Here is a 23,555-nt window from a genome sequence, read left to right as displayed (position 1 = left end):
CGTTCTGTATCAGCCATTGATACGTGCCCACGGCTCGCGACGTCGGTCTGCGAGAATTGGGACCGTGATCTCCCGAATCGATCTGCGCGGCGACGCCCTTCCCGAGGGCCCCGCCCTGCGCGACCTGCTGCCCCGAGCCGACTTCGACGTAGCGGCCGCCCTGGAGAAGGTGCGTCCGATCTGCGAAGCCGTGCATCATCGTGGCGACGCGGCGCTGATCGACTTCGCCGAGAAGTTCGACGGAGTACGGCTGGAATCCGTCCGTGTCCCGGCCCGGGCGCTCGCCGACGCGCTCGACGCCCTCGACCCGGCCGTGCGCGCCGCGCTGGAGGAGTCCATCCGCCGCGCCCGCCTGGTCCACCGCGAGCAGCGCCGCGGCGCGCACACCACCCAGGTGGTGCCGGGCGGCTCGGTCACCGAGAAGTGGGTGCCGGTCGAGCGCGTCGGGCTGTACGCACCGGGCGGCCGGTCCGTCTACCCCTCGTCCGTGATCATGAACGCGGTGCCGGCGCAGGAGGCCGGTGTCGCGTCCATCGCACTCGCCTCCCCGCCGCAGAAGGAGTTCGGCGGGCTGCCGCACCCGACGATCCTCGCCGCCTGCGCCCTGCTCGGCGTGGACGAGGTCTACGCCGCGGGCGGCGCCACCGCCGTCGCGATGTTCGCCTACGGCACCGAGTCCTGCGCCCCCGCCAACATGGTCACCGGCCCCGGCAACATCTGGGTCGCCGCGGCCAAGCGGTTCTTCACCGGCCGGATCGGCATCGACGCCGAGGCCGGTCCGACCGAGATCGCGGTCCTCGCCGACGACACCGCCGACCCGGTGCACGTCGCCTCGGACCTGATCAGCCAGGCCGAGCACGACCCGCTCGCCGCGGCCGTACTGGTCACCGACTCCGTCGAGCTGGCCGACGCGGTGGAGAAGGAGCTGGCGCCGCAGGTCGCGGCGACCAAGCACATCGAGGACCGGATCCGCCCGGCCCTCGCGGGCAGGCAGTCGGCGATCGTCCTGGTCGACGGCGTCGACGAGGGGCTGAGGGTGGTCGACGCCTACGGCGCCGAGCACCTGGAGATCCAGACCGCCGACGCCGCCGCGGTGGCCGACCGGGTGAAGAACGCGGGCGCGATCTTCATCGGCCCCTGGGCCCCCGTGTCGCTCGGCGACTACGCGGCCGGCTCCAACCACGTCCTGCCCACCGGCGGCTGCGCCTGTCACTCCTCGGGCCTGTCCGTCCAGTCCTTCCTGCGCGGCATCCACATCGTGGACTACACGAGGGACGCGCTCGCCGAGGTCGCCCACCACGTGGTGACGCTGGCGGAGGCGGAGGACCTGCCCGCGCACGGCGCGGCGATCAAGGCACGTTTTGGCGGAGCCGAACAATGGACTCGCGGCTGGAAGGTACCGACGAGCAAGTGACCGGCATTGACGATCTCCCCGTACGGGACGAGCTGCGCGGCAAGTCCCCCTACGGCGCGCCCCAGTTGGACGTCCCCGTACGGCTGAACACCAACGAGAACCCCTACCCGCTGCCCGAGCCGCTCGTCGAGCGGATCGCGGAGCGGGTGCGCGAGGCAGCCCGCGGCCTGAACCGCTACCCCGACCGGGACGCGGTCCGGCTCCGCACCGAGCTCGCCGCCTATCTGACGAAGACCGGCAAGCACCCCCTCGGCATCGAGAACGTCTGGGCCGCCAACGGCTCCAACGAGGTCATCCAGCAGCTGCTGCAGACCTTCGGCGGACCGGGCCGCACGGCGATCGGCTTCGAGCCGTCGTACTCGATGCACGCGCTCATCGCGCGCAGCACGGGCACCGGCTGGATCTCCGGTCCGCGGCGCGAGGACTTCACCATCGACCTCGCCGCCGCCGAGCAGGCCATCGCCGAGCACCGGCCGGACGTCGTCTTCATCACCACCCCCAACAACCCCACGGGCAACGCGGTTCCGCCCGAGACCGTCCTCGCGCTGTACGAGGCGGCGCAGGCGGCCAAGCCGTCGATGGTCGTCGTCGACGAGGCGTACATCGAGTTCAGCCATGGCGACTCGCTGCTGCCGCTGCTGGCGGGCCGACCGCGCCTCGTCGTCTCCCGGACGATGTCGAAGGCGTTCGGCGCGGCGGGCCTGCGCCTCGGCTATCTCGCCGCCGACCCGGCGGTCGTGGACGCCGTCCAGCTCGTCCGGCTGCCGTACCACCTGTCGGCGATCACCCAGGCGACCGCGCTGGCCGCCCTGGAGCACACCGACACGCTGCTGAAGTACGTCGAGCAGCTGAAGGCGGAGCGGGACCGGCTGGTCGCCGAGCTGCGCGCGATCGGCTACGACGTCATCGAGTCCGACGCGAACTTCGTGCAGTTCGGCCGGTTCGCGGACTCCCACGAGGCCTGGCAGAAGATCCTCGACCGGGGCGTCCTGGTCCGGGACAACGGCGTCCCGGGATGGCTGCGGGTCTCCGCCGGCACCCCCGAGGAGAACGACGCGTTCCTCGCCGCCGTACGTGAAGTCAAGAAGGAGCTGTAGTCATGAGCCGCGTAGGACGCGTGGAGCGTACGACCAAGGAGACCTCGGTCCTCGTCGAGATCGATCTCGACGGCACCGGCCGCACCGACATCGCCACCGGCGTCGGCTTCTACGACCACATGCTCGACCAGCTCGGCCGGCACGGCCTGTTCGACCTGACCGTGAAGACCGACGGCGATCTGCACATCGACTCCCACCACACCATCGAGGACACCGCCCTCGCGCTCGGCGCCGCCTTCAAGCAGGCCCTCGGCGACAAGGTGGGGATCTACCGCTTCGGCAACTGCACGGTCCCGCTGGACGAGTCCCTCGCCCAGGTGACGGTGGATCTTTCCGGCCGCCCCTACCTCGTGCACACCGAGCCCGAGAACATGGCGCCGATGATCGGCGAGTACGACACGACGATGACCCGGCACATCCTGGAGTCCTTCGTCGCCCAGGCGCAGATCGCGCTGCATGTGCACGTGCCGTACGGGCGCAACGCGCACCACATCGTGGAGTGCCAGTTCAAGGCACTGGCCCGGGCACTGCGCTACGCCTCCGAGCGCGATCCGCGCGCGGCCGGCATCCTCCCCTCCACGAAGGGCGCGCTGTAAACCCATGAACGGCCTCTCCACCCTGCTGATCGTCGTCGGCCTCTTCCTGGTCGGCGGCATCATCTCCTTCGTCAAGCAGAAGATGCCCACGAGCCTCATCGTGCTGCTCTCCATCGGCGCGGCCATGTGTCTCGTCGCGGGCGTCCTGCGGCTGGAGGTGTGGAATTGACCTCTTCCACGAACAAGGCTTCCACGAAAAAGGTCTCCACGAAGAAGGTCGTCGTCTTCGACTACGGCTTCGGCAACGTCCGCTCCGCCGAACGCGCCCTCGCGCGCGTGGGCGCCGATGTCGAGATCACGCGTGACTTCGACAAGGCCATGAACGCCGACGGACTGCTGGTGCCGGGCGTGGGCGCGTTCGCCGCCTGCATGCAGGGCCTGCGCGCTGCTCGCGGCGACTGGGTGATCGACCGCCGGCTGTCCGGCGGGCGGCCCGTGATGGGCATCTGCGTCGGCATGCAGATCCTCTTCGCGCGCGGCATCGAACACGGCGTGGAGGCCGAGGGCCTCGACGAGTGGCCCGGCACGGTGGCGCCGCTCGAAGCCGAGGTCGTGCCCCACATGGGCTGGAACACCGTCGACGCCCCCGCCGACTCCCAGCTCTTCGCGGGCCTCGCCCAAGGCGCCCGCTTCTACTTCGTGCACTCCTACGCCGTCCACGACTGGACCCAGGAGTCGCACAACCCGCTGATCGCGCCCCCCAAGGTCACCTGGGCGACGCACGGCAAGCCGTTCGTGGCCGCCGTGGAGAACGGCGCCCTGTGGGCCACCCAGTTCCACCCCGAGAAGTCCGGCGACGCCGGCGCCCAGCTCCTCACCAACTGGATCGGAACCCTGTAGACCATGGCCAAGCTCGAACTCCTCCCCGCCGTCGACGTCCGCGACGGCCAGGCCGTCCGCCTCGTGCACGGCGAGTCCGGGACCGAGACGTCCTACGGCTCCCCGCTTCAGGCCGCGCTCGCCTGGCAGCGGTCCGGCGCCGAGTGGCTGCATCTGGTCGACCTGGACGCCGCCTTCGGCACCGGCGACAACCGCGAGCTGATCGCCGAGGTCGCGCGCGCGATGGACATCAAGGTGGAGCTGTCCGGCGGCATCCGCGACGATGCCTCGCTGGCGGCCGCCCTGGCCACCGGCTGCACCCGGGTGAACCTCGGCACCGCCGCCCTGGAGACCCCCGAGTGGGTCGCCAAGGTCATCGCCGAGCACGGCGACAAGATCGCGGTCGGCCTGGACGTACGCGGCACGACGCTGCGCGGCCGTGGCTGGACCCGCGACGGCGGCGACCTCTACGAGACGCTGGACCGCCTGAACTCCGAGGGCTGCGCCCGCTACGTCGTCACCGACATCGCCAAGGACGGCACGCTCCAGGGCCCGAACCTGGAGCTGCTGCGCAACGTCTGTGCCGCCACCGACCGCCCGGTCGTGGCCTCCGGCGGTGTGTCGTCCCTGGACGACCTCCGCGCCATCGCCGAGCTGGTACCCCTCGGTGTCGAGGGCTCCATCGTCGGGAAGGCCCTGTACGCGAAGGCGTTCACCCTGGAAGAGGCCTTGGAGGCTGTGTCGTCATGACGTCGGATGCCGTGCGGCGCGTGCAGAGCGGAAGCCCCTGGGAAGAGAGTTTCGGTTTCGCGCGCGCGGTGGCGGCCGGCGACCGGGTGTCCGTGGCGGGCACCACGTCCTTCAAGGGCACGGTGCTGTACGGCGAGGGCGACCCGTACGAGCAGACCAAGGTCGCCTTCGGCCACGCCCTCGACGCGCTGAAGGAGTTCGGGCTCGGCATCGAGTCCGTGATCCGCACCCGTATGTATCTGAGCCATGTACGCGACGTCGACGAGGCGGGGCGGGCCCACAAGGAGCTGTTCGACTCCGTGCGCCCGTGCTCGACCCTTCTCGTGGTCGAGGGCTTCGTCGACCCGCGCATCCTGGTCGAAGTAGAGCTTGAAGCATTCAGAGGAGCCTGAGCAGTCATGACCCTGGCGGTCCGAGTCATCCCCTGCCTGGACGTGGACAACGGCCGGGTCGTCAAGGGTGTCAACTTCCAGAACCTGCGCGACGCGGGCGACCCCGTCGAGATGGCCAAGGTGTACGACGCCGAGGGCGCCGACGAGCTGACGTTCCTGGACATCACCGCGTCCTCCGGCAACCGGGAGACGACGTACGACGTGGTGCGCCGCACCGCGGAGCAGGTGTTCATCCCGCTGACGGTCGGCGGCGGCGTCCGTACGGCCGAGGACGTGGACAAGCTGCTGCGGGCCGGCGCCGACAAGGTGGGCGTGAACACGGCCGCGATCGCCCGCCCCGACCTGATCCGTGAGATCGCCGAGCGCTTCGGCCGCCAGGTCCTGGTCCTCTCGGTGGACGCCCGCCGCACCGCGCCCGGCTCCTTCGAGGTCACGACCCACGGCGGCCGCAAGGGCACCGGCATCGACGCGGTGGAGTGGGCGCACCGGGCGGCGGAACTGGGCGCCGGTGAAATCCTTCTCAACTCGATGGACGCCGACGGCACCAAGGACGGCTACGACCTGGAGATGATCGCCGCCGTCCGTGCACACGTCAGCGTCCCGGTGATCGCCTCGGGCGGCGCCGGCAAGCTGTCCGACTTCCCCCCGGCCGTCGCGGCGGGCGCGGACGCGGTGCTGGCCGCGTCGGTGTTCCACTTCGGTGACCTGCGGATCGGCGAGGTGAAGCGGGCCCTGCGGGAGGCGGGGCATCCCGTTCGGTAGTTCGAAGAGTCCCCCCTGGTAGTGAATGCGGTAGTGATCATGGTTGCGTCCCTCTAAGGTGCTCGTATGCCTGGAATCACGATCGAGTTCACCGAGGAAGAGCTGGCCGAGCTGCGCGCGGAGGCCAAGGAACAGGGCGTCGCGATCAAGCGGCTGGCGCACGACATACTGACTGAGGACGTCGTGCGGCGGCGGCAGAAGCAGCGGTTCGTCGAGGGGGCTACGAAGAAGGCTCGGGAGATCATGGCCGACTTCGAGGAGCGATTCCCGGTGGGGCTCCGGTGACGCTTTATGTGGATGCCGGGTGGGTGCTCAACATCCAAGTCAACGTCTCCCCGGCGAATACACCGATCCGTGACTGGGGTGCCCTCAGCTGCATGGTCGAGCGGCACAAATACGAGCGAGTCGCAGGCGAGCCCTACTACGAGGAGGTGCCCGCGCGCGCCGCGACCTTCCTGCACACCGCCTTGAGGCTGAGGCCGTTCAGCGACTACAACGCATCGATCGGCGTGGCGTGTGCCTGGGAGTACATGGAGCAGTCCGGCATGCCGTTCGAGCTGCCGTACGGAGAAATGGCCAAGCTCGTCGCGGACATCCGCAGCGACGAGGCCGACCTGACGGAAGTCGCCCGACTACTGCGCGACTGGGCCGCCTGACCCGGTGACCGACTCCGACATAGGCCTCCCCTGGGCAGGGGCGCTCCACACGCTCCCCGCCCACCGCGACCCCAACATCCTGCGCTGGCTCGCTGCCTACGCCTTCTCCATGCTCGGGGACAGCGTCTACTACCTGGCCCTGTCCTGGGCGGCCGTCCAGGCCGGGACGCCCGCCCAGGCCGGGCTCGTGATGTCGGCCAGTGCGCTGCCCCGGGCCGTGCTGATGCTCGGCGGCGGGGTGATAGCCGACCGGTTCGGGCCGCGGCGGGTCGTCATCGGCAGTGACGCCGTGCGCTGCGCGGCCGTCCTCGCTGTGGCCGTCCTGCTGTTCCTCACCCGCCCCGGACTGTGGCCGCTCGCCCTGCTGGCGCTGGTCTTCGGCACCGTCGACGCCGTCTTCGTGCCCGCTGTGGGCGCCCTGCCGGCCCGCCTCACCGAGAAGGGCCAGCTCGCCCGGGTGCAGGGCCTGCGCGGCCTCGCCGTCCGGTTCGCCGTCGTGGCCGGCGGTCCGCTCGGCGGGCTCGGCGTGGCCCTCGGCGGAGCGGCCGCCGCCTTCGCGCTCGCCGGGGTGCTCATCGCCGTCTCGGTTCCGCTGCTGCTCTGCGTGCGTGTCCGCGACCTGCCGACGGCGGACGGCGCCGGGAACACGACCGCTTGGAGCGACCTCCGCGCCGGCCTCGGCTACATCCGCCGCCACCGCGTCCTCGCCCCGCTGATGCTGGCCATCGCCCTCGGCGACCTCGGCTTCGTCGGGCCGCTGAACGTCGGTCTGACCCTGCTCGCCGACCGCCGCGGCTGGGGCGCATCCGGCATGGGCTGGGTGCTCGCCGGGTTCGGCGTCGGAGCGGGCGCCGCCGCACTGCTGCTGGCCGTCCGGGGCAGGCTGGCGCGCGCCGGATCCGTCGCAGGGTGGACGATCGTCGCGGGCTCCGTGGCCGTCGGTGCCCTCGCCTTCGTGCCCAGCCTGCCCGCGGCCGTCGGCACGGCCCTGCTCGTCGGTCTGCTCACCGGGCTCAGCGGCGCGCTGTGCGGGGCCCTGCTGCAGACCCAGTCCGACCCCGCTTGCCTGGGCCGGGTCACCGCCGTCTCCAGCCTGATCAGCCTCGGCCTCACCCCGCTGAGCATGCCGTTCGCGGCCACCGCCATCGGCGCCTTCGGGCTCGCGCCGGTCTACGCCGTCAGCGCCGGCGTCTGCGGCCTCGGCGGGGTCGTCGCCCTCGTCGTACCGGCGCTGCGCCGCGCCGAGCTTCCCGGGTGAGGGCGGCTCAGTCCTCCGGCTGGACCAGCTGCACCAGATTGCCGCAGGTGTCGTCGAACACCGCCGCCAGGACCGGTCCCTGCCGCCGCGGCCGGTGCGTGAACCGGACACCCCGGCCCCTCAGCCGCTCGTACTCCGCCCCGAGATCCGCCACGGAGAAGACGATGCACGGGATGCCCGCCTCGTACAGTGCCCGGTGGTACGGCTCGGCGACGGGCCCCTGGCCCGGCTCCAGCAGCAGCTGCAGATCGGGCTGGGCACCCTGCGCGGCCCCGACCGTGACGAAGAGCGTGCCATCGCCGAGGTCCATGTGGGTGCGGGTCTCGAAGCCCAGGACATCCGTGTAGAAGGCGTGCGCCGCCGCCACGTCGTCCACGTACACACCGGTCATCGCGACCTTGATCACGGCACGGCCCCTCTCGGACGCTCGACCGCCGGGATCAGAGGCCCAGCTGCCTGGAGTCGCGCAGCTTGGCGATCGCCTCCGTGTCGCCGGCCACCTCCACCGTGGCCGCGCTCTGCCGGCCGAACGCGAACATCAGCAGCTCCGAGGGCTCACCGGTCACCGTCACCACCGGGGCACCCCGGTGCGCCACCGCCGTCTGCCCGTCCGGGCGGCGCAGCACCAGACCCGTCGGCACCCCCCGGGCCACCAGCCGGGCCGTGCGCTCCAGCCGGGACCACAGGGCGTCCTGGAAGACCGGGTCCAGCTCGCGCGGGCTCCAGTCCGGCTGGGCGCGGCGCACATCCTCGGTGTGGACATAGAACTCGACGACGTTGGTCGCCTCGTCGACCTGCTTGAGCTGGAACGGCGAGAAGCGCGGCGGGCCGGTACGGATCAGCTGGATCAGCTCTTCGTACGGCTTCGCGGTGTACTCGGCCATCACCTTCTCCAGACGCGGCACGAGCTGCTTGATCAGCGTGCCCCCGGCCGCGTCCGGACGGCGCTCACGCACGATCACATGGGCGGCCAGGTCCCGGGTCCGCCAGCCCTCGCAGAGGGTCTCGGCATCCGGACCGACGGTTTCCAGGAGGTCGGCGAGCAGCAGCCGTTCACGCTGGGCGAAGGTCGACATGAGAGCAGCCTACGACCCGCCGCCGAGTCCGCCCACCCGCCACCCGGCCACCACCCCTCAACGAGACGCTTCGCGCTGCCGCGACCATCCAGTGGACACGGCACCGGCAGTGTCCGACCCGCGCGGCACAATGGCACTCATGACCAGTACGCCCGGGACGCCCCGGTCCAGCAGCCTCGCCCCGGAGATCGCCGCCCGCCTCAGGCGCAGCGCCGACGGTCTCCTGCCCGCCATCGCCCAGCAGTACGACACCGGTGAGGTGCTCATGCTCGGCTGGATGGACGACGAGGCGCTGCACCGCACGCTGACCACCGGCCGCTGCACCTACTGGTCCCGCAGCCGCCGGGAGTACTGGGTCAAGGGCGACACCTCCGGCCACTTCCAGTGGGTGAAGTCCGTCGCGCTGGACTGCGACGCGGACACCGTGCTCGTCAAGGTCGACCAGGTGGGCGCGGCCTGCCACACCGGTGCGCGCACCTGCTTCGACGAGGACCTGCTCCTCAAGGACGCCGATTCCGCCGCCCAGGGCGCGGATCAGTAAGGTCGGCCGCCATGGACCTCGAGACCTTCCGCAAGCTCGCCGCCGACCGGCGTGTCATCCCGGTCACGCGCAAGCTCCTCGCCGACGGCGACACCCCGGTCGCGCTCTACCGCAAGCTGGCCGCCGAGCGCCCCGGCACCTTCCTCCTGGAGTCCGCGGAGAACGGCCGCTCCTGGTCCCGCTACTCCTTCGTCGGCGTCCGCTCCGCCGGCACGCTGACGGAACGCGACGGCCAGGCCCACTGGCTCGGCACCCCGCCGGTCGGCGTCCCCGTCGACGGCGACCCCCTGGGGGCCCTGCGCGCCACCCTCCAGGCCCTGCACACCCCGCACCAGGAGGACCTGCCGCCCTTCACCGGCGGCATGGTCGGCTACCTCGGCTACGACATCGTCCGCCGCCTGGAGAAGATCGGCCCCGGCGAGCGCGACGATCTGCGCCTGCCCGAGCTGACCATGCTCCTGACCAGCGACCTCGCCGTCATGGACCACTGGCAGGGCTCGGTCCTGCTGATCGCCAACGCGATCAACCACAACGACCTCGACACCGGGGTGGACGAGGCCTACGCCGACGCCGTGGCCCGCCTCGACGCCATGGAGGCCGACCTCACGCGCGCGGTGGCCCAGCCGCCCGCCGTCCTCCCGCCCTCGGAACTGCCCGAGTACACCGCGCTGTGGGGCGGCCCCGACTTCCAGGTGGCCGTCGAGGACGTCAAGGAGCGCATCCGCGCGGGCGAGGCCTTCCAGGTCGTGCCCTCCCAGCGCTTCGAGACCCCGTGCACGGCGAGCGCCCTGGACGTCTATCGCGTCCTGCGCGCCACCAACCCCTCGCCGTACATGTATCTCTTCCGCTTCGAAGGGTTCGACGTCGTCGGCTCGTCCCCCGAGGCCCTGGTGAAGGTCGAGGACGGGCGGGCCATGGTCCACCCCATCGCCGGGACCCGGCCCCGCGGCGCCACGCCCCAGGAGGACCAGGCCCTCGCCGAGGAGCTGATGGCCGACCCCAAGGAGCGCGCCGAGCACCTGATGCTGGTCGACCTCGGACGCAACGACCTCGGCCGGGTCTGCGAGCCCGGCTCGGTCGAGGTGGTCGACTTCATGTCCATCGAGCGCTACTCCCATGTGATGCACATCGTCTCGACCGTCACCGGCCGGGTGGCCGAGGGCCGTACGGCCTTCGACGTGCTCACCGCGTGCTTCCCCGCGGGCACCCTCTCCGGGGCGCCCAAGCCCCGCGCCATGCAGATCATCGACGAACTGGAGCCGTCCCGGCGCGGTCTGTACGGCGGCTGCGTCGGCTATCTGGACTTCGCGGGCGACTCCGACACCGCGATCGCCATCCGTACGGCCCTGCTGCGCGACGGCACGGCCTACGTCCAGGCCGGAGCCGGCATCGTCGCCGACTCCGACCCGGTGGCGGAGGACCAGGAGTGCCGCAACAAGGCGGCGGCCGTCCTGCGCGCCGTACACACCGCCAACCGGCTGGGCGGGTAGGGCGCTTCCGGCACATGGGGCGCTTCTCATACGAACCCCGGGTGACGGTTCGCCCGGGGTTCAGGCGATAGTGGAGTACGTGACTGCTGTTCCTCACCCCCGTACCGAAGCCGCCGCCCCCGCGCGGTCCGGCCGCCGGAGCCTCGCCCTGGCCCTGCTGTGCGGCGCGCTCGGCGCGGCCGTGGCGCTGCTCGCGACCCGGCAGCGCTGGGCGGACGGCACCGCTTCGGTGGCCGGCGGCGCGTTCCCGCTCACCGTCAAGGGCAGCGACGTCACGGGCGTCCCCGCGGCCCTCGCCATAGTGGGCCTCGCCGCGCTCGTCGCCGTCTTCGCCGTCCGCAGGGCCGGCCGGTTCGTCGTCGCCGGACTGCTCGCGCTCTCCGGCGCCGGCATCATGGCCGCCGCCCTCATGGCCGCCTCCGACAACTCCGCGCTCGACGAGAAGGCCGCCCAGGCCAGCGGCGACACGTCCGCGACGGTCACCGCGCTCAGTCACACCGGCTGGCCCTACGTCGCGGCCGTCGGCGGCGCCCTGATCCTGCTGGCCGGTCTGCTGGCGCTGCGCTACGGCAAGCTGTGGCCCGCCATGTCCGGCCGCTACGAGCGCGGCGCCGACCGTCCGCGTCCCAAGGCCCGCCCGGTCGACCCGGAGCGGCCCGAGGAGATGTGGAAGGCCCTGGACCGGGGCGAGGACCCGACCGGAGCCTGAGGCGGGTGTGGCGAACCAGACGCCACCCCCGCGTCCGCCGCACGCGTGCGTACGGGACAATGGACGGTGAGCGTCCGGCTCGGACAGCGACGGGCGGGCTCGCAGCCGTACGACACGTACGACGCCTACTGGACACGTATACAGCAACGAGGAGCACAGACATGGCGGGCAGCAGCCACGGCCACGGGCACACCCCGGCCGCCTGGACCGGCGTCATCATTTCCTTCATCGGTTTCTGCGTCGCAGGCGCCTTCATGGTGATGGCCAACACCGTCGGCTTCTGGGCCGGCATGGTGCTCATTCTCGGCGGTGCGGTGGTCGGCGGCATCATGAAGGCCATGGGCCTCGGCTCCGAGCCGAAGCCCCTCGTGGTGGCCGGTACGCCCGCCGTGACCCCGGAGCCGGCCGGCGCGGAGGCCTGAGCGCGCCGATCGCTTCCCCGAGGGGCGGCCCGGCACCCGTCATGGGTGCGGGCCGCCCCTCACCGCGTTCCGCCCCGGACGGCCGACCCGCGCGCGTGATGCCGGTGCGGAGGAGACAATGCTGGGGTGAACGCCGACAGCCGCCCGGCCCCGTACACCGTGCCGGGGCCCGCCGTCTCCGCAGCCCCCGTGTGGCAGCGGCTCGCCGTCCCGGCGGGGCTCCTCACGGCCGCCGCCGGGGCCTTCGCGTACGTGGGCGCCGTCGACCCGAACGACCCCGGCCACTACCCCGTCTGCCCGCTGTACCGGCTCACCGGCCTGTACTGCCCCGGCTGCGGCGGACTGCGCAGCGCGCACGCCTTCGTCCACGGCGATCTCCTCACCGCACTGCACGACAACGCGCTGGGGGTCGCCGGGTACCTGGGCTTCGCGGTGCTGTGGACCGTATGGGTGGTCCGCACGGTGCGCGGCCGGCCGCCGCGGACGCAGCCGGGACCGGTGCCGCTGTGGGGGCTCGGCGTGCTGGTGCTGCTGTTCACGGTTGTCCGGAACCTGCCGTCGGGAGGCTGGTTGCATCCTTGATCATGGGAGGAATGTCCAGGTAGTGGGACCTGTGTCCACCGGATGCGAGACCTCCGTGCTCCTGCGGATACCATCGCAATGACCACAGGTTTTCGGAACCTGAAGGAAACCCTGAAGGAAACACCGTCTGAAAGGGGGCCGCTCGCGTGAGTGTGCTCGACGAGATCATCGACGGCGTCCGTGCCGACCTCGCGGAGCGGCAGGCACGCGTCAGCCTCGACGAGCTCAAGGAGCGCGCGGCCAAGGCTCCCGCCGCCAAGGACGGGGTGGCCGCGCTCAAGGGCGACGGCGTCAAGGTGATCTGCGAGGTCAAGCGCTCCAGCCCCTCCAAGGGCGCGCTGGCCGCGATCGCCGACCCGGCGGGGCTGGCCGCGGACTACGAGGCGGGCGGCGCGGCCGTCATCTCCGTCCTCACCGAACAGCGCCGCTTCGGCGGCTCGCTGGCCGACCTGGAGGCCGTGCGGGCCCGGGTCGACATCCCGGTGCTGCGCAAGGACTTCATCGTCACGTCGTACCAGCTGTGGGAGGCCCGCGCGTACGGCGCCGACCTCGCGCTGCTGATCGTGGCCGCCCTGGACCAGTCGGCCCTGGAGTCGCTGATCGAGCGGGCGGTGTCGATCGGTCTGACCCCGCTCGTCGAGGTGCACGACGAGGACGAGGTCGAGCGGGCCGTGGACGCGGGCGCCAAGGTCATCGGCGTCAACGCGCGCAACCTGAAGACGCTGGAGGTCGACCGCGGCACGTTCGAGCGGATCGCGCCGGAGATCCCGGACCACATCGTCAAGGTCGCCGAATCCGGTGTCCGGGGCCCGCACGACCTGATCGCCTACGCCAACGCGGGCGCCGACGCCGTCCTCGTCGGCGAGTCCCTGGTCACCGGGCGCGACCCGAAGACCGCCGTCGCCGACCTGGTGGCGGCGGGCGAGCACCCCGCACTGCGGCACGGCCGAAGCTGATCACCCGATAGGCTGCCCCCGATGACTCTGACCGTGACGACCGTGGACCGCTACGCCCGCCTGGCGCGCGGCTGCCGCCCGAGGGGCTGCCGTGCCCCGGCACGGCGCGTCCACGGCCGTCGCGTGCGTTATGTCATCGGTGATGAGCCCGGCCAGGTCAACGGACGTCGATGGCAGCGCGCCCTTTAGGGGCGCGGGGAGCTGCGCGATCAGCCACTGTCGGCCGTCAGCCGACAGGCAACCCCTCGCCCCACGGCGAACAGTGTCTTTCCACGCACTCACCGTGAGGTTTCCGCATGCCCAGCGAGTACTTCTTCCCTGCCCCGGAGGGCCAGGTGCCCACCGCCGAGGGCTACTTCGGCGCATTCGGCGGCAAGTTCATCCCGGAGGCGCTCGTCGCCGCCGTGGACGAGGTCGCCATCGAGTACGACAAGGCCAAGCACGACCCCGAGTTCGCCCGAGAGCTCGACGACCTGCTGGTCAACTACACCGGCCGGCCGTCCGCGCTCACCGAGGTCCCCCGGTTCGCCGCGGAAGCGGGTGGCGTCCGTATGTTCCTCAAGCGCGAGGACCTCAACCACACCGGCTCCCACAAGATCAACAACGTTCTCGGCCAGGCCCTGCTCACCAAGCGGATGGGCAAGACGCGGGTCATCGCCGAGACCGGCGCGGGCCAGCACGGTGTCGCCACCGCCACCGCCTGCGCGCTGTTCGGCCTCGAATGCACCATCTACATGGGCGAGGTCGACACCGAGCGGCAGGCCCTGAACGTGGCCCGCATGCGCATGCTCGGCGCCGAGGTCGTCTCGGTGAAGTCCGGCAGCCGCACCCTGAAGGACGCCATCAACGAGGCGTTCCGCGACTGGGTGGCCAATGTGGACCACACCCACTACCTCTTCGGGACCGTCGCCGGGCCGCACCCGTTCCCGGCCATGGTGCGCGACTTCCACCGCGTGATCGGCGTCGAGGCCCGCCGCCAGCTCCTGGAGCGGGCCGGCCGGCTGCCCGACGCCGCGATCGCCTGCGTCGGCGGCGGCTCCAACGCCATCGGCCTCTTCCACGCCTTCATCCCCGACGCGGGCGTCCGCCTCATCGGCTGCGAGCCCGCGGGCCACGGCATCGAGAGCGGCGAGCACGCGGCCACCCTCACCGCCGGCGAGCCCGGCATCCTGCACGGCTCCCGGTCGTACGTCCTGCAGGACGAGGAGGGCCAGATCACCGAGCCGTACTCGATCTCGGCCGGTCTGGACTACCCGGGCATCGGCCCCGAGCACTCCTATCTGAAGGACTCCGGCCGCGGTGAGTACCGCGCGGTCACCGATGACGCGGCGATGCAGGCCCTGCGCCTGCTGTCGCGCACCGAGGGGATCATCCCGGCCATCGAGAGCGCCCACGCCCTGGCCGGCGCCCTGGAGGTCGGCAGGGAGCTGGGCAAGGACGGCCTGATCGTCGTCAACCTCTCCGGCCGCGGCGACAAGGACATGGACACCGCCGCCCGCTACTTCGGCCTGTACGACACCGACGCCGAGGTCGCCGCCGACGCCACCGACACCGCCGAGATCGAGGGGGACGCCAAGTGACCGGGGCCGCGTTGAACAGCAAGAAGGGTCAGCTGCTGAGCGACACCCTCGCGGCCGCCAAGGCCGAGGGCCGCTCCGCGCTCATCGCCTATCTCCCGGCCGGTTTCCCGACCGTGGACGGCGGTATCGAGGCGGTCAAGGCCGCCTTCGACGGCGGGGCGGACGTCGTGGAGGTGGGTCTGCCGCACAGCGACCCCGTCCTGGACGGCCCGGTCATCCAGACCGCCGACGACATCGCCCTGCGCGGCGGGGTCAAGATCGTGGACGTGATGCGGACGGTCAAGGAGGCCCACGAGGCCACCGGCAAGCCCGTCCTGGTCATGACGTACTGGAACCCCATCGACCGCTACGGCGTCGAGCGGTTCACCGCCGAGCTGGCCGAGGCGGGCGGCGCGGGCTGCATCCTGCCCGACCTGCCCGTCCAGGAGTCCGCGCTGTGGCGGGAGCACGCCGCGAAGCACGGCCTCGCGACGGTCTTCGTGGTCGCGCCGAGCAGCAAGGACGCGCGCCTCGCCGAGATCACCGCGGCCGGCAGCGGCTTTGTCTACGCGGCCTCGCTGATGGGCGTCACCGGCACTCGTGCATCCGTCGGCGCGCAGGCCCAGGACCTGGTCGAGCGCACCCGTGCCACGGGCACCGAGCTGCCCGTCTGCGTCGGACTCGGCGTCTCGAACAGCGCCCAGGCCGCCGAGGTCGCCGGCTTCGCCGACGGTGTCATCGTCGGCTCGGCCTTCGTGAAGCGGATGCTCGACGCGCCCGACGACGCGGCGGGCATCGCGGCGGTCCGCGAGCTGGCCGGGGAGCTGGCGAAGGGCGTGCGCGGCCAGGCGTAACCGCCGGTAATCACCCGGAGTCATGCACAACGGAAGATTCGGTCACTCGAACGAGTGGACCTGAGACCGGGGAGGCGCGCTGCGCCTCCCCGGTTCGTTCTGGGGGTGTGAGCGAGAAGAACCGTGACGGAAAGCGCACCGCCCGGGAGCGGCTGGCGGTCGAGCGCGAGAAGCAGAAGGCCGTGGACAAGCGACGGCGCACTCTGATCGTGGGCGCGAGCATCGTCTGCGTCCTGGGCCTCGCGACGGTGATCGGCGTCCTGGCCGCGAATGCCGGCAAGGACAAAGGCAGCGAGAAAGCGGGCCCGGTCGTGGCGCCCTCGGGCGCGCAGGGCAAGGACAGCCTCGCCATCCCGGTCGGCAAGGACGGCGCCAAGTCCACGCTCACCGTCTGGGAGGACATGCGCTGCCCGGCCTGCCAGGCCTTCGAGGTCGCCTACCGCCCGACGCTCCATGAACTGGCGGACTCCGGCAAGCTCAGAATCGAGTACCACCTGGTCCGCCTGATCGACGGCAATCTCGGCGGCACCGGCTCCCTGCGTGCGGCCAATGCCGTGGCCTGCGCCCAGGACGCCGCGAAGTTCCGCGACTACCACGACGTGCTGTACGCGAACCAGCCCAAGGAGACCGACGACGCCTTCGCCGACAACGCCAAGCTGACCGAGCTGGCCGGCAAGGTCCGCGGGCTGGACACCCCCGCCTTCCAGAAGTGCGTCAAGAACAGCACCCACGACAGCTGGGTGAACAAGTCGCAGAAGGCCTTCCAGAGCGGCGGCTTCACCGGCACACCCACGGTCCTGCTCGGCGGGAAGAACATCTACCAGGACCAGACCATGACCCCGGCCAAGCTCAAGCAGATGGTGGAGGACGCCAACAGAGGGTAAGGGAATCCCTCCGGAGCGTCTGTTTTTCTCACGTCCCCGTTATGGAGCCGTAGCCGGGCTGCTTGCCGTCCCCGCGGCCCGGCACGGTAGCGTCGGACCTGCCATGGAACTTTCCTACATTCCCAGCCCGTCGCGCGGGGTGCTGTATCTCGGCCCCATCCCGCTGCGCGGCTACGCCTTCTGCATCATCATCGGCGTGTTCGTCGCCGTCTGGCTCGGCAACAAACGCTGGATCGCTCGTGGCGGGCGGGCCGGCACGGTCGCCGACATCGCGGTCTGGGCTGTGCCGTTCGGCCTGGTCGGCGGCCGGCTGTACCACGTGATCACGGACTATGAGCTGTACTTCAGCAAGGGCCGTGACTGGGTGGACGCCTTCAAGGTGTGGGAGGGCGGCCTGGGCATCTGGGGCGCGATCGCGCTGGGCGCGCTCGGCGCGTGGATCGGTGCGCGGCGCCGGGGCATCCCGATGCCGGCGTACGCCGACGCCGTCGCCCCCGGTATCGCCTTCGCCCAGGCCATCGGCCGCTGGGGCAACTGGTTCAACCAGGAGCTGTACGGCCGTGAGACCCATGTTCCCTGGGCACTGCACATCACCTCCTCCGAGGGCGGCCGGGTGCCGGGGTACTACCACCCGACCTTCCTGTACGAGTCGCTGTGGTGCGTCGGTGTCGGCTTCCTCGTCATCTGGGCCGACCGCCGCTTCAAGCTGGGCCACGGCCGGGCGTTCGCCCTGTACGTCGCGGCGTACTGCGTGGGCCGCGGCTGGATCGAGTACATGCGCGTGGACGACGCGCACCACATCCTGGGCCTCCGGCTGAACGACTGGACCGCGATCCTCGTGTTCCTGCTGGCGGTGGCGTACATCGTGGTGTCGTCGAAGAAGCGGCCCGGACGTGAGCCGGTGGTGGAGCCGGGTGTCTCCGACGGTTCGGCCGACGGTACGGAGGCTGTTGCCGAGGCCGCCGACGACGCCGGCGCCAAGGCTGAGGACAAGGCCGAGCCCGAGCCCGTGGAGGCGAAGGACGAGGCCGAGTCGGCGACGAAGAAGAGCTGACGGCCGACGGTACGGCCCCGAGGGCGCCCGGATCCCTTCCGGGCGCCCTCGTCGTATGCGGGGATTCAGGTCCTTCGGGCCAGTGACAAGGTCCGCCGGGCCAGTGCCACCACCGCCGTGTCGACGAAGTGGCCGCCGGGGAGGGCTTGGGCGCCTTCGTGGACGGCCGCTGCCTCCAGGACCGTCTCCGCGTGTTCGATCTCCGCCGGTGTGGGCAGATAGGCCCGTTCGATCACCGGCAGCTGCCGGGGGTGGAGCGCGGCGCGGCCCAGGAAGCCGAGGGCGCGGCCGTGCGCGCAGGAGGCGGCGAGGCCGTCCAGGTCACGGATGTCGGGATGGACCGACTGGGGCGGTGGGGCGAGGCCCGCCGCGCGGGCGGCGACGATCACCCGGGAGCGCGGCCAGTCGAGGCCCGCGTCGGCCCGCACCCCGAGATCGGCCCGGAGATCCGCCTCGCCGAGGGCGATGCCCCGCAGGCTCGGGTGGGCGGTGGCGATGGCGTAGGCGTGCTCGATGCCGAGGGCCGTCTCCAGCAGGGCGTACAGGGGGACGCGGGCGGCGCCGGCGACCCGCCTGATCTCGTCCGGACCGGTCACCTTCGGCAGTCGCAGGCCTGCCAGGCCGGGCAGCGCGGCCAGGGCGGCCAGGTCCGCGGCGGCCCAGGGGCTGTCCAGGGCGTTGACGCGGACATGGATCGGGACACGGACCGGGACATGGACCGGGACATGGACCGGGACATGGACCGCGCCATGGACCGGGACCGTCGGCCGGGCGTCGGCGAGGAGGTCGGCCGTGGCCGCGCGGGCGTAGTCCTTGCGGTCCGGGGCGACCGCGTCCTCCAGGTCGATCACCACCACATCGGCGCCCGCCTCCAGTGCCTTGGCGACCACGGGTGGGCGGTCGCCGGGGACGTAGAGCAGGGTGAGCGGGGTCCGGTTCACAGGGCGCCCTCGGCGCGCAGCGCGGCGATGTCCGCGGGGGCGAGGCCCAGTTCGGTGAGCACGGCATCGGTGTCGGCGCCGTGCGGGCGGCCGGCCCAGCGGATCGCACCGGGGGTCGAAGAGAGCCGGAAGAGGACGTTCTGCATACGCAGCGGCCCCAGTTCGGGATCGCCGACCGTGGTGATCGTGTCCAGCGCCTGGTACTGGGGGTCCGCCAGGACGTCCCGGACGTCCTGGACCGGGGCCGCCGCGGCCTCGGCCTTCTCGAAGGCCGCGAGGACCTCGGCGCGGGTGCGGGCGGCGATCCAGGAGGCGACGGCCTCGTCCAGGACGTCGGCGTGCACGGCGCGGTCCGCGCCGGTGGCGAACCACGGTTCCTCGATCAGCTCGGGGCGGCCCACCAGGCGCATCACCCGCTCCGCGACCGACTGCGCGGAGGTGGAGACGGCGACCCAGCGGCCGTCGGCGGTGCGGTAGGTGTTGCGCGGGGCGTTGTTCGCGGACCGGTTGCCGGTGCGTTCCTGGACATGACCGAGCTGGTCGTACCAGGTGGCGTGCGGGCCGAGGACCGACAGGATCGGTTCGATGATCGCCATGTCGACGACCTGCCCGGCGCCGGTGTGCTCCCGGGCGGCCAGCGCGGTGAGCACGGCGTAGGCGGTCGCGAGGCCCGCGACCGAGTCCGCGAGTCCGAAGGGCGGCAGCGTGGGCGGCGCGTCCGGCTCACCGGTGAGCGCGGCGAAGCCGCTCATGGCCTCGGCGAGCGTGCCGAAGCCGGGGCGGTGCGCATACGGGCCGAACTGGCCGAAGGCCGTGACCCGGGCGAGGACCAGCCGGGGGTTGGCGGCCGCCAGTTCCGCCCAGCCCAGATCCCACTTCTCCAAGGTTCCCGGGCGGAAGTTCTCGATCACCACATCGGCGCCGGCGGCGAGCCGGAGCAGGGTGGCACGGCCGCCGGGCGTGGACAGGTCCAGGGTGATGGCGCGCTTGTTGCGGCCGAGCACCTTCCACCACAGGCCGACGCCGTGCCTGGCCGGGCCGTGCCCGCGCGACGGGTCGGGCCTGCGCGGATGCTCGACCTTGATCACCTCGGCGCCGAAGTCACCGAGCAGCGTGGCGGCCAGCGGGCCCGCGAAGAGTGTCGCGAGGTCCAGCACCCGCAGACCGGCGAGGGCCGGTGCCGTCGTCGTACTCATGGGAGGTGTCTCATGCGCGGTTCCTCATGGGGGTTCCTCATGCGGTGGGTCTCATGCCGTGGGTCTCATGCAGTGGGTCTCATGCGGTGCACTGGGCGTCGATCTCCGGGCGGTACGGCATCGAGGCCGACGCTCCGGCCCGCTGGACGGAGATCGCCGCGGCGGCCGCCGCCCAGGACAGGGCCTCGCGTACCGGCTTCTCCTCGGCGAGGGCCACGGCGAGCGCGCCGACGAAGGTGTCGCCGGCGCCGGTGGAGTCGACGGCGGTGACCTGCGGCGCCGGGATCACGAGCGGCTCGGTGCCCCGGGCGAGATAGAGGCTGCCGGTCGCGCCCAGGGTGACGACGACCTCGGGCACCAGCTCCAGCAGGGCGGCGGCGGCCTCGCGCGGGTCGGTGCGGCCGGTGAGGGTGACCGCCTCGTACTCGTTGGGCACCAACAGGTCGGTCGCGGCGAGGAGTTCGGGCGGCAGTGGCTGGGCGGGCGCGGGGGTGAGGACCGTACGGACGCCGTGCCGGCGCGCCGCCTGGGCGCCCGCGACGACCGCGGCCAGGGGGATCTCCAGCTGGAGCAGCAGGGCGTCGGCGGTGGCGATCACGCCCTCGTCGCCGGGGGAGAGATGGTCGACGGTGCCGTTCGCACCGGGGATGACGACGATGGAGTTGGCGCCCTCGTCGTCCACCACGATGTGCGCGGTGCCGGACGAGCCCTCGACCGTACGCAGGAAGTCCGTGTCCACACCGGAGTGTTCGAGGGTGTCGCGCAGCCGCAGTCCGAAGGCGTCGTTGCCGACCGCGCCGATCATCGAGACCGTGGCTCCGGCGCGGGCCGCCGCGATCGCCTGGTTGGACCCCTTGCCGCCGGGGATCGTGTGGAACTCGCGTCCCGTCACGGTCTCGCCGCGCTGGGGGGCCTTGGCGACATAGGTGACGAGGTCCATGTTCGTGCTGCCGAGGACGGCGATGTGGGTCATGGGCGGGTCGCCTCCAGATGGGTGAGCTGGGCGAGGGTGTCGAAGCCGGTGCCGTCGAAGTCGGCGACGGTGGTGGTGAGCCGGTTCTTGAGCGGGGACCGCCAGCGCTCGGGGAGGGCGGCGGGGGCGCCCGCGAGCAGGCCCGCGACACTGCCGGCCGTCGCGCCGACCGAGTCCGTGTCCCAACCGCCCGACACGGCAGCGCAGATGGAGCCGCTGAAGTCGCCGTCGGCGTGGGTGAGGGCGGCGGCGAGCAGGGCGGTGTTGGGGATGGCGTGGACCCAGTGGTGGGCGGGGGAGTAGACGGCGTGCAGTTCGTCCACGACCTCGTCGAAGTCCTCGTGGGACTCGGCCAGCCGGACCGCGTGGTCGATCGCCCGCGCCAGCCGGGAGCGGGGCGGGACCACCCGGCGGCCGGCCCGCAGACAGGCGTGGACGTCATGGCTGCCGCAGGCCGCGGTGGCGATGACGGCGGCCGCGAACATCGCCGCGTAGACGCCGTTGGCGGTGTGGGTGAGGACCGCGTCGCGGTACGCCTGTTCGGCCGCGGCGGCCGGGTCGCCGGGGTTGGTCCAGCCGTGCACATCGGCGCGGATCAGGGCGCCGATCCACTCGCGGAAGGGGTTGCGGTGGCGGGCGGTGTGCGGGGGCTCGATACCGCTGAGGAGATTGCGGTGGGCGAGGCGTTCGGCGGTGAAGGTGCGGCCGGGCGGGAGTTCGTCCAGCCACAGCCGGGCCACGTCGGCGGTGCTGAAGCTCTTTCCGTGCCGGCGCAGGAGCAGCAGGTTCAGCAGGGGGTAGTCGAGGTCGTCGTCCTCGGGCATGCCGTCGATGTTCTCGGCGAGGCAGGTGGCGGCCGAGCGGCGGTTCCAGGGGTGCGCGGCAAGGAGGTCCCCCGGGACGCCGACGGCGGTGAAGTAGCCGGTGAGGGGCCAGTTGCCGGCGGCTCGGGCGAGGGCGCGGACGGCGTCGAGGGGGAGCTTCTCGACGGGCTTGCCGAGAAGACAGCCGATGGCCCGGCCGAGCCAGGCGGCTTCGAGGGCGGCGGGGGCCGGCGCGGCCGCGCACCGCCCGTGGCCGGACGCCGGCCAGTCCGTGCACAGGGACTTGATCCGCTCCAGCCCCGTCGGCTCGTCCTCGGACAACGCGCTCGGGAGGTCGGCCAGTTCGTCGAGCAGGTCCTCCGCGAGGAGACGCAGATAGCGGGATGCCCGGTGCAGTGACGCCCCCGCGCGGGGCGGTGCGTCCGGGCCGCCCGCCGCTCGCCAGCGTGCCTCGATCGCCGCGGGCGACCGGCCGTCCAGGCGGGCCTGGCGGAGTTCGTGGCCCAGCAGGTCCTCCGGCTGGACCCAGGTCAGTCGGAGCATGCGACGCCTCCGAGTGCCGCGAAGGCCCGCTCGTGCGCCCGGCGGCGGCGCACGTCCGCCGCGTAGATCTCCCGCGTGACCTCGGTGAGCGTGCGGGCCGGCGCCCACAGGTCCAGCCGGCTGGCCTCCGCCACCGTCCTCGCCCAGTCCTGCGGGACCGGCGAGCCGAGGGCGCCCGCGAGAGCACCGGCCATCGTGGCGATCGAGTCGCAGTCACGGCCGTAGTTGACCGCGCCGAGGACGGCATGCCGGTAGTCGCCGCCGGAGACCAGCAACATGCCGAGGGCGATGGGCAGTTCCTCGATCGCGTGCAGCCGGGAGGGACGGCGCGCGGCCAGGGAGGGCGCGCGGCAGTCCGGGCCGACAGTGTCGTACGGGGCCACCGCCGCACGCAGGGGCCGTAGCGCCGACTCGACGTCACAGTGGCCGCGGGCCACCTCGCAGACCTTCTCGATCGCCTCCCGCGTGCCGTCCTTCGCCAGGGACAGACAGACGGTGACGACCGAGTCCGGGCTCGCGCCGGGCGTCATGGCGGCCGCGACGGCGGCGGCGAGGACACCGGCCGCCTCCCGGCCGTACGACGACTGGTGCGCACCGGCGATGTCCAGCGCCTCCGCGTAGGCGGCGGCCGGATCGGCCGCGTTGACCAGGCCCACGGGGGCCATGTACATCGCCGCGCCGCAGTTGACGATGTTGCCGACGCCCGCCTCCCGGGGATCGGCGTGGCCGTAGGCGAGCCGGGCCACGAGCCACTTCTCGGCGAGGAAGAGCCGGTGCAGCGGCAGCGCCTCGGTCTCCAGTTCCGGGATCCAGCGCGGGGTCGTCATCAGGTCCGGGACCAGGTGCTCGGCGATCGCGTACGCGTCGAGGTGGTCGCGGACCCGGGCGTAGACGCGGATCAGCGCGTGGGTCATCAGGGTGTCGTCGGTGACGTGGCCGTCGCCCTTGTGGTACGGGGCGATGGGGCGCGCGGTGCGCCAGGCGGCACCGTGCCAGGGGCCGACGATGCCCTGGACGCGGCCGCCGTGGCGCTCGGCGATCCGCTCGGGGTCGTACCCCTCGACCGGGCCGCCGAGGGCGTCGCCGACGGCGGCCCCGACGAGGGCGCCGGTGATCCGTGCGGCGAGTCCGTCAGCGACTGTCCCGCCGTTTTGTTCTTCTTCAGGTCGTGCGGGGCATTCGGGCTCTGTGGACGTCATGCCCCGAA

At 72.1% G+C, this 23,555-nt stretch carries 29 protein-coding genes; 22 read left to right on the top strand and 7 right to left on the bottom strand.

The genetic code is table 11. The features are described from left to right. The first annotated feature begins 64 nt into the window (after window positions 1-64). The 11 genes from hisD to IE277_RS00890 all read left to right on the top strand — a co-directional run bounded on the left by hisD (window position 65) and on the right by IE277_RS00890 (window position 7,744). Window positions 65-1,414, top strand: coding sequence for a histidinol dehydrogenase (gene hisD / locus IE277_RS00940; RefSeq protein WP_189947512.1), 1,350 nt, complete (start codon window positions 65-67; stop codon window positions 1,412-1,414). After that, entirely contained in the window at window positions 1,378-2,511 is a 1,134-nt protein-coding gene (locus IE277_RS00935) for a histidinol-phosphate transaminase (protein WP_189947511.1), read from the top strand. The genes hisD and IE277_RS00935 overlap by 37 nt, the downstream gene beginning before the upstream one ends. A 2-nt stretch (window positions 2,512-2,513) precedes the next feature. Beyond that, complete coding sequence (hisB, locus tag IE277_RS00930) at window positions 2,514-3,107, top strand: imidazoleglycerol-phosphate dehydratase HisB (RefSeq protein ID WP_030783530.1); 594 nt, start codon at window positions 2,514-2,516, stop codon at window positions 3,105-3,107. A gap of 4 nt (window positions 3,108-3,111) precedes the next feature. Next, window positions 3,112-3,276 (top strand): CG2302 family histidine operon protein, encoded by a 165-nt coding sequence (locus IE277_RS00925; protein ID WP_189947509.1) that lies wholly within the window; start codon window positions 3,112-3,114, stop codon window positions 3,274-3,276. Next, window positions 3,267-3,947, top strand: a complete 681-nt coding sequence (hisH, locus tag IE277_RS00920) for an imidazole glycerol phosphate synthase subunit HisH (RefSeq protein WP_189947508.1) — start codon at window positions 3,267-3,269, stop codon at window positions 3,945-3,947. The genes IE277_RS00925 and hisH overlap by 10 nt, the downstream gene beginning before the upstream one ends. A 3-nt stretch (window positions 3,948-3,950) precedes the next feature. Continuing rightward, window positions 3,951-4,676, top strand: coding sequence for a bifunctional 1-(5-phosphoribosyl)-5-((5-phosphoribosylamino)methylideneamino)imidazole-4-carboxamide isomerase/phosphoribosylanthranilate isomerase PriA (priA, locus tag IE277_RS00915; protein ID WP_189947507.1), 726 nt, complete (start codon window positions 3,951-3,953; stop codon window positions 4,674-4,676). Continuing rightward, entirely contained in the window at window positions 4,673-5,068 is a 396-nt protein-coding gene (locus IE277_RS00910; RefSeq protein ID WP_189947505.1) for a RidA family protein, read from the top strand. Before priA ends, IE277_RS00910 begins: the two co-directional genes overlap by 4 nt. Window positions 5,069-5,074: 6 nt before the next feature. Beyond that, entirely contained in the window at window positions 5,075-5,830 is a 756-nt protein-coding gene (hisF, locus tag IE277_RS00905; RefSeq protein ID WP_189947504.1) for an imidazole glycerol phosphate synthase subunit HisF, read from the top strand. Between the two features lie 66 nt (window positions 5,831-5,896). Beyond that, window positions 5,897-6,115, top strand: coding sequence for a hypothetical protein (locus IE277_RS00900; RefSeq protein ID WP_189947500.1), 219 nt, complete (start codon window positions 5,897-5,899; stop codon window positions 6,113-6,115). 23 nt (window positions 6,116-6,138) lie between these two features. Next, complete coding sequence (locus IE277_RS00895; RefSeq protein ID WP_308433331.1) at window positions 6,139-6,486, top strand: hypothetical protein; 348 nt, start codon at window positions 6,139-6,141, stop codon at window positions 6,484-6,486. A 4-nt stretch (window positions 6,487-6,490) separates the two neighbouring features. Further along, window positions 6,491-7,744: an MFS transporter gene (locus tag IE277_RS00890; protein WP_189947497.1), complete on the top strand. Its 1,254-nt coding sequence runs from the start codon at window positions 6,491-6,493 to the stop codon at window positions 7,742-7,744. A 7-nt stretch (window positions 7,745-7,751) separates the two neighbouring features. On the opposite strand, the gene IE277_RS00885 is transcribed toward IE277_RS00890, so the two are convergent. Both IE277_RS00885 and IE277_RS00880 read right to left on the bottom strand, forming a co-directional pair. After that, a complete protein-coding gene (locus IE277_RS00885; RefSeq protein WP_189947495.1) occupies window positions 7,752-8,150 on the bottom strand; it encodes a VOC family protein in 399 nt (132 codons plus the stop codon). A 34-nt stretch (window positions 8,151-8,184) separates the two neighbouring features. After that, the gene (locus IE277_RS00880; protein WP_189947493.1) at window positions 8,185-8,820 is read right to left on the bottom strand and encodes a TIGR03085 family metal-binding protein; all 636 of its coding nucleotides are present in this window, start codon (window positions 8,818-8,820) and stop codon (window positions 8,185-8,187) included. A 139-nt stretch (window positions 8,821-8,959) separates the two neighbouring features. Here IE277_RS00880 and hisI point away from each other — a divergent pair, with 139 nt between their 5' ends. The 11 genes from hisI to lgt all read left to right on the top strand — a co-directional run bounded on the left by hisI (window position 8,960) and on the right by lgt (window position 17,871). Then, entirely contained in the window at window positions 8,960-9,361 is a 402-nt protein-coding gene (hisI, locus tag IE277_RS00875; protein ID WP_189947491.1) for a phosphoribosyl-AMP cyclohydrolase, read from the top strand. An 11-nt stretch (window positions 9,362-9,372) separates the two neighbouring features. Then, a complete protein-coding gene (locus IE277_RS00870; RefSeq protein ID WP_189947489.1) occupies window positions 9,373-10,851 on the top strand; it encodes an anthranilate synthase component I in 1,479 nt (492 codons plus the stop codon). Between the two features lie 70 nt (window positions 10,852-10,921). After that, window positions 10,922-11,560, top strand: coding sequence for a TIGR02234 family membrane protein (locus IE277_RS00865; protein WP_189947487.1), 639 nt, complete (start codon window positions 10,922-10,924; stop codon window positions 11,558-11,560). A gap of 161 nt (window positions 11,561-11,721) precedes the next feature. Next, entirely contained in the window at window positions 11,722-11,982 is a 261-nt protein-coding gene (locus IE277_RS00860) for an HGxxPAAW family protein (protein WP_189947485.1), read from the top strand. A 159-nt stretch (window positions 11,983-12,141) separates the two neighbouring features. Further along, window positions 12,142-12,564, top strand: a complete 423-nt coding sequence (locus IE277_RS00855; protein WP_189949141.1) for a DUF2752 domain-containing protein — start codon at window positions 12,142-12,144, stop codon at window positions 12,562-12,564. 146 nt (window positions 12,565-12,710) lie between these two features. Continuing rightward, a complete protein-coding gene (trpC, locus tag IE277_RS00850) occupies window positions 12,711-13,520 on the top strand; it encodes an indole-3-glycerol phosphate synthase TrpC (RefSeq protein WP_189947483.1) in 810 nt (269 codons plus the stop codon). A gap of 21 nt (window positions 13,521-13,541) precedes the next feature. After that, window positions 13,542-13,709, top strand: coding sequence for a tryptophan biosynthesis modulator TrpM (trpM, locus tag IE277_RS00845; protein ID WP_189947481.1), 168 nt, complete (start codon window positions 13,542-13,544; stop codon window positions 13,707-13,709). A 107-nt stretch (window positions 13,710-13,816) separates the two neighbouring features. Next, window positions 13,817-15,100, top strand: a complete 1,284-nt coding sequence (trpB, locus tag IE277_RS00840) for a tryptophan synthase subunit beta (protein ID WP_189947479.1) — start codon at window positions 13,817-13,819, stop codon at window positions 15,098-15,100. A gap of 11 nt (window positions 15,101-15,111) precedes the next feature. Beyond that, window positions 15,112-15,933, top strand: a complete 822-nt coding sequence (gene trpA / locus IE277_RS00835) for a tryptophan synthase subunit alpha (protein WP_229880427.1) — start codon at window positions 15,112-15,114, stop codon at window positions 15,931-15,933. Between the two features lie 107 nt (window positions 15,934-16,040). Further along, window positions 16,041-16,817: a DsbA family protein gene (locus IE277_RS00830; protein WP_189947475.1), complete on the top strand. Its 777-nt coding sequence runs from the start codon at window positions 16,041-16,043 to the stop codon at window positions 16,815-16,817. A gap of 103 nt (window positions 16,818-16,920) precedes the next feature. Further along, window positions 16,921-17,871, top strand: a complete 951-nt coding sequence (gene lgt / locus IE277_RS00825) for a prolipoprotein diacylglyceryl transferase (protein ID WP_189947473.1) — start codon at window positions 16,921-16,923, stop codon at window positions 17,869-17,871. A gap of 65 nt (window positions 17,872-17,936) precedes the next feature. Here the strand turns inward: lgt and IE277_RS00820 are convergent, their stop codons facing one another. The 5 genes from IE277_RS00820 to IE277_RS00800 all read right to left on the bottom strand — a co-directional run bounded on the left by IE277_RS00820 (window position 17,937) and on the right by IE277_RS00800 (window position 23,547). After that, window positions 17,937-18,812 carry an HpcH/HpaI aldolase/citrate lyase family protein gene (locus tag IE277_RS00820; RefSeq protein WP_189947471.1) on the bottom strand — a complete coding sequence of 292 codons (876 nt, stop codon included), beginning with the start codon at window positions 18,810-18,812 and terminating at the stop codon, window positions 17,937-17,939. Next, window positions 18,809-20,008, bottom strand: coding sequence for a CaiB/BaiF CoA transferase family protein (locus tag IE277_RS00815; protein WP_189947469.1), 1,200 nt, complete (start codon window positions 20,006-20,008; stop codon window positions 18,809-18,811). The genes IE277_RS00820 and IE277_RS00815 overlap by 4 nt, the downstream gene beginning before the upstream one ends. A 79-nt stretch (window positions 20,009-20,087) precedes the next feature. Next, window positions 20,088-20,981: a ribokinase gene (gene rbsK / locus IE277_RS00810; RefSeq protein WP_189947468.1), complete on the bottom strand. Its 894-nt coding sequence runs from the start codon at window positions 20,979-20,981 to the stop codon at window positions 20,088-20,090. Next, window positions 20,978-22,348, bottom strand: coding sequence for an ADP-ribosylglycohydrolase family protein (locus IE277_RS00805; protein ID WP_189947466.1), 1,371 nt, complete (start codon window positions 22,346-22,348; stop codon window positions 20,978-20,980). Before IE277_RS00805 ends, rbsK begins: the two co-directional genes overlap by 4 nt. Next, entirely contained in the window at window positions 22,336-23,547 is a 1,212-nt protein-coding gene (locus IE277_RS00800; protein WP_189947464.1) for an ADP-ribosylglycohydrolase family protein, read from the bottom strand. Before IE277_RS00800 ends, IE277_RS00805 begins: the two co-directional genes overlap by 13 nt. Window positions 23,548-23,555 lie beyond the last annotated feature (8 nt).

The organism is Streptomyces alanosinicus (assembly GCF_014650595.1).
GTDB classification, from domain to species: domain Bacteria; phylum Actinomycetota; class Actinomycetes; order Streptomycetales; family Streptomycetaceae; genus Streptomyces; species Streptomyces alanosinicus.
Note: the sequence above shows the minus strand (reverse complement) of the source record. Positions and strands in the feature narration are given on the sequence as shown.

What these genes read in the sequence shown, in the direction of transcription:
- IE277_RS00935 (WP_189947511.1), top strand. Translation starts at nt 1,378, where the DNA reads ATGGACTCGCGGCTGGAAGGTACCGACGAGCAAGTGACCGGCATTGAC.
- hisB (WP_030783530.1), top strand. Translation starts at nt 2,514, where the DNA reads ATGAGCCGCGTAGGACGCGTGGAGCGTACGACCAAGGAGACCTCGGTC.
- IE277_RS00925 (WP_189947509.1), top strand. Translation starts at nt 3,112, where the DNA reads ATGAACGGCCTCTCCACCCTGCTGATCGTCGTCGGCCTCTTCCTGGTC.
- priA (WP_189947507.1), top strand. Translation starts at nt 3,951, where the DNA reads ATGGCCAAGCTCGAACTCCTCCCCGCCGTCGACGTCCGCGACGGCCAG.
- IE277_RS00910 (WP_189947505.1), top strand. Translation starts at nt 4,673, where the DNA reads ATGACGTCGGATGCCGTGCGGCGCGTGCAGAGCGGAAGCCCCTGGGAA.
- hisF (WP_189947504.1), top strand. Translation starts at nt 5,075, where the DNA reads ATGACCCTGGCGGTCCGAGTCATCCCCTGCCTGGACGTGGACAACGGC.
- IE277_RS00900 (WP_189947500.1), top strand. Translation starts at nt 5,897, where the DNA reads ATGCCTGGAATCACGATCGAGTTCACCGAGGAAGAGCTGGCCGAGCTG.
- IE277_RS00880 (WP_189947493.1), bottom strand. Translation starts at nt 8,820, where the DNA reads ATGTCGACCTTCGCCCAGCGTGAACGGCTGCTGCTCGCCGACCTCCTG.
- hisI (WP_189947491.1), top strand. Translation starts at nt 8,960, where the DNA reads ATGACCAGTACGCCCGGGACGCCCCGGTCCAGCAGCCTCGCCCCGGAG.
- IE277_RS00870 (WP_189947489.1), top strand. Translation starts at nt 9,373, where the DNA reads ATGGACCTCGAGACCTTCCGCAAGCTCGCCGCCGACCGGCGTGTCATC.
- IE277_RS00860 (WP_189947485.1), top strand. Translation starts at nt 11,722, where the DNA reads ATGGCGGGCAGCAGCCACGGCCACGGGCACACCCCGGCCGCCTGGACC.
- trpM (WP_189947481.1), top strand. Translation starts at nt 13,542, where the DNA reads ATGACTCTGACCGTGACGACCGTGGACCGCTACGCCCGCCTGGCGCGC.
- trpB (WP_189947479.1), top strand. Translation starts at nt 13,817, where the DNA reads ATGCCCAGCGAGTACTTCTTCCCTGCCCCGGAGGGCCAGGTGCCCACC.
- lgt (WP_189947473.1), top strand. Translation starts at nt 16,921, where the DNA reads ATGGAACTTTCCTACATTCCCAGCCCGTCGCGCGGGGTGCTGTATCTC.
- IE277_RS00815 (WP_189947469.1), bottom strand. Translation starts at nt 20,008, where the DNA reads ATGAGTACGACGACGGCACCGGCCCTCGCCGGTCTGCGGGTGCTGGAC.
- rbsK (WP_189947468.1), bottom strand. Translation starts at nt 20,981, where the DNA reads ATGACCCACATCGCCGTCCTCGGCAGCACGAACATGGACCTCGTCACC.
- IE277_RS00805 (WP_189947466.1), bottom strand. Translation starts at nt 22,348, where the DNA reads ATGCTCCGACTGACCTGGGTCCAGCCGGAGGACCTGCTGGGCCACGAA.
- IE277_RS00800 (WP_189947464.1), bottom strand. Translation starts at nt 23,547, where the DNA reads ATGACGTCCACAGAGCCCGAATGCCCCGCACGACCTGAAGAAGAACAA.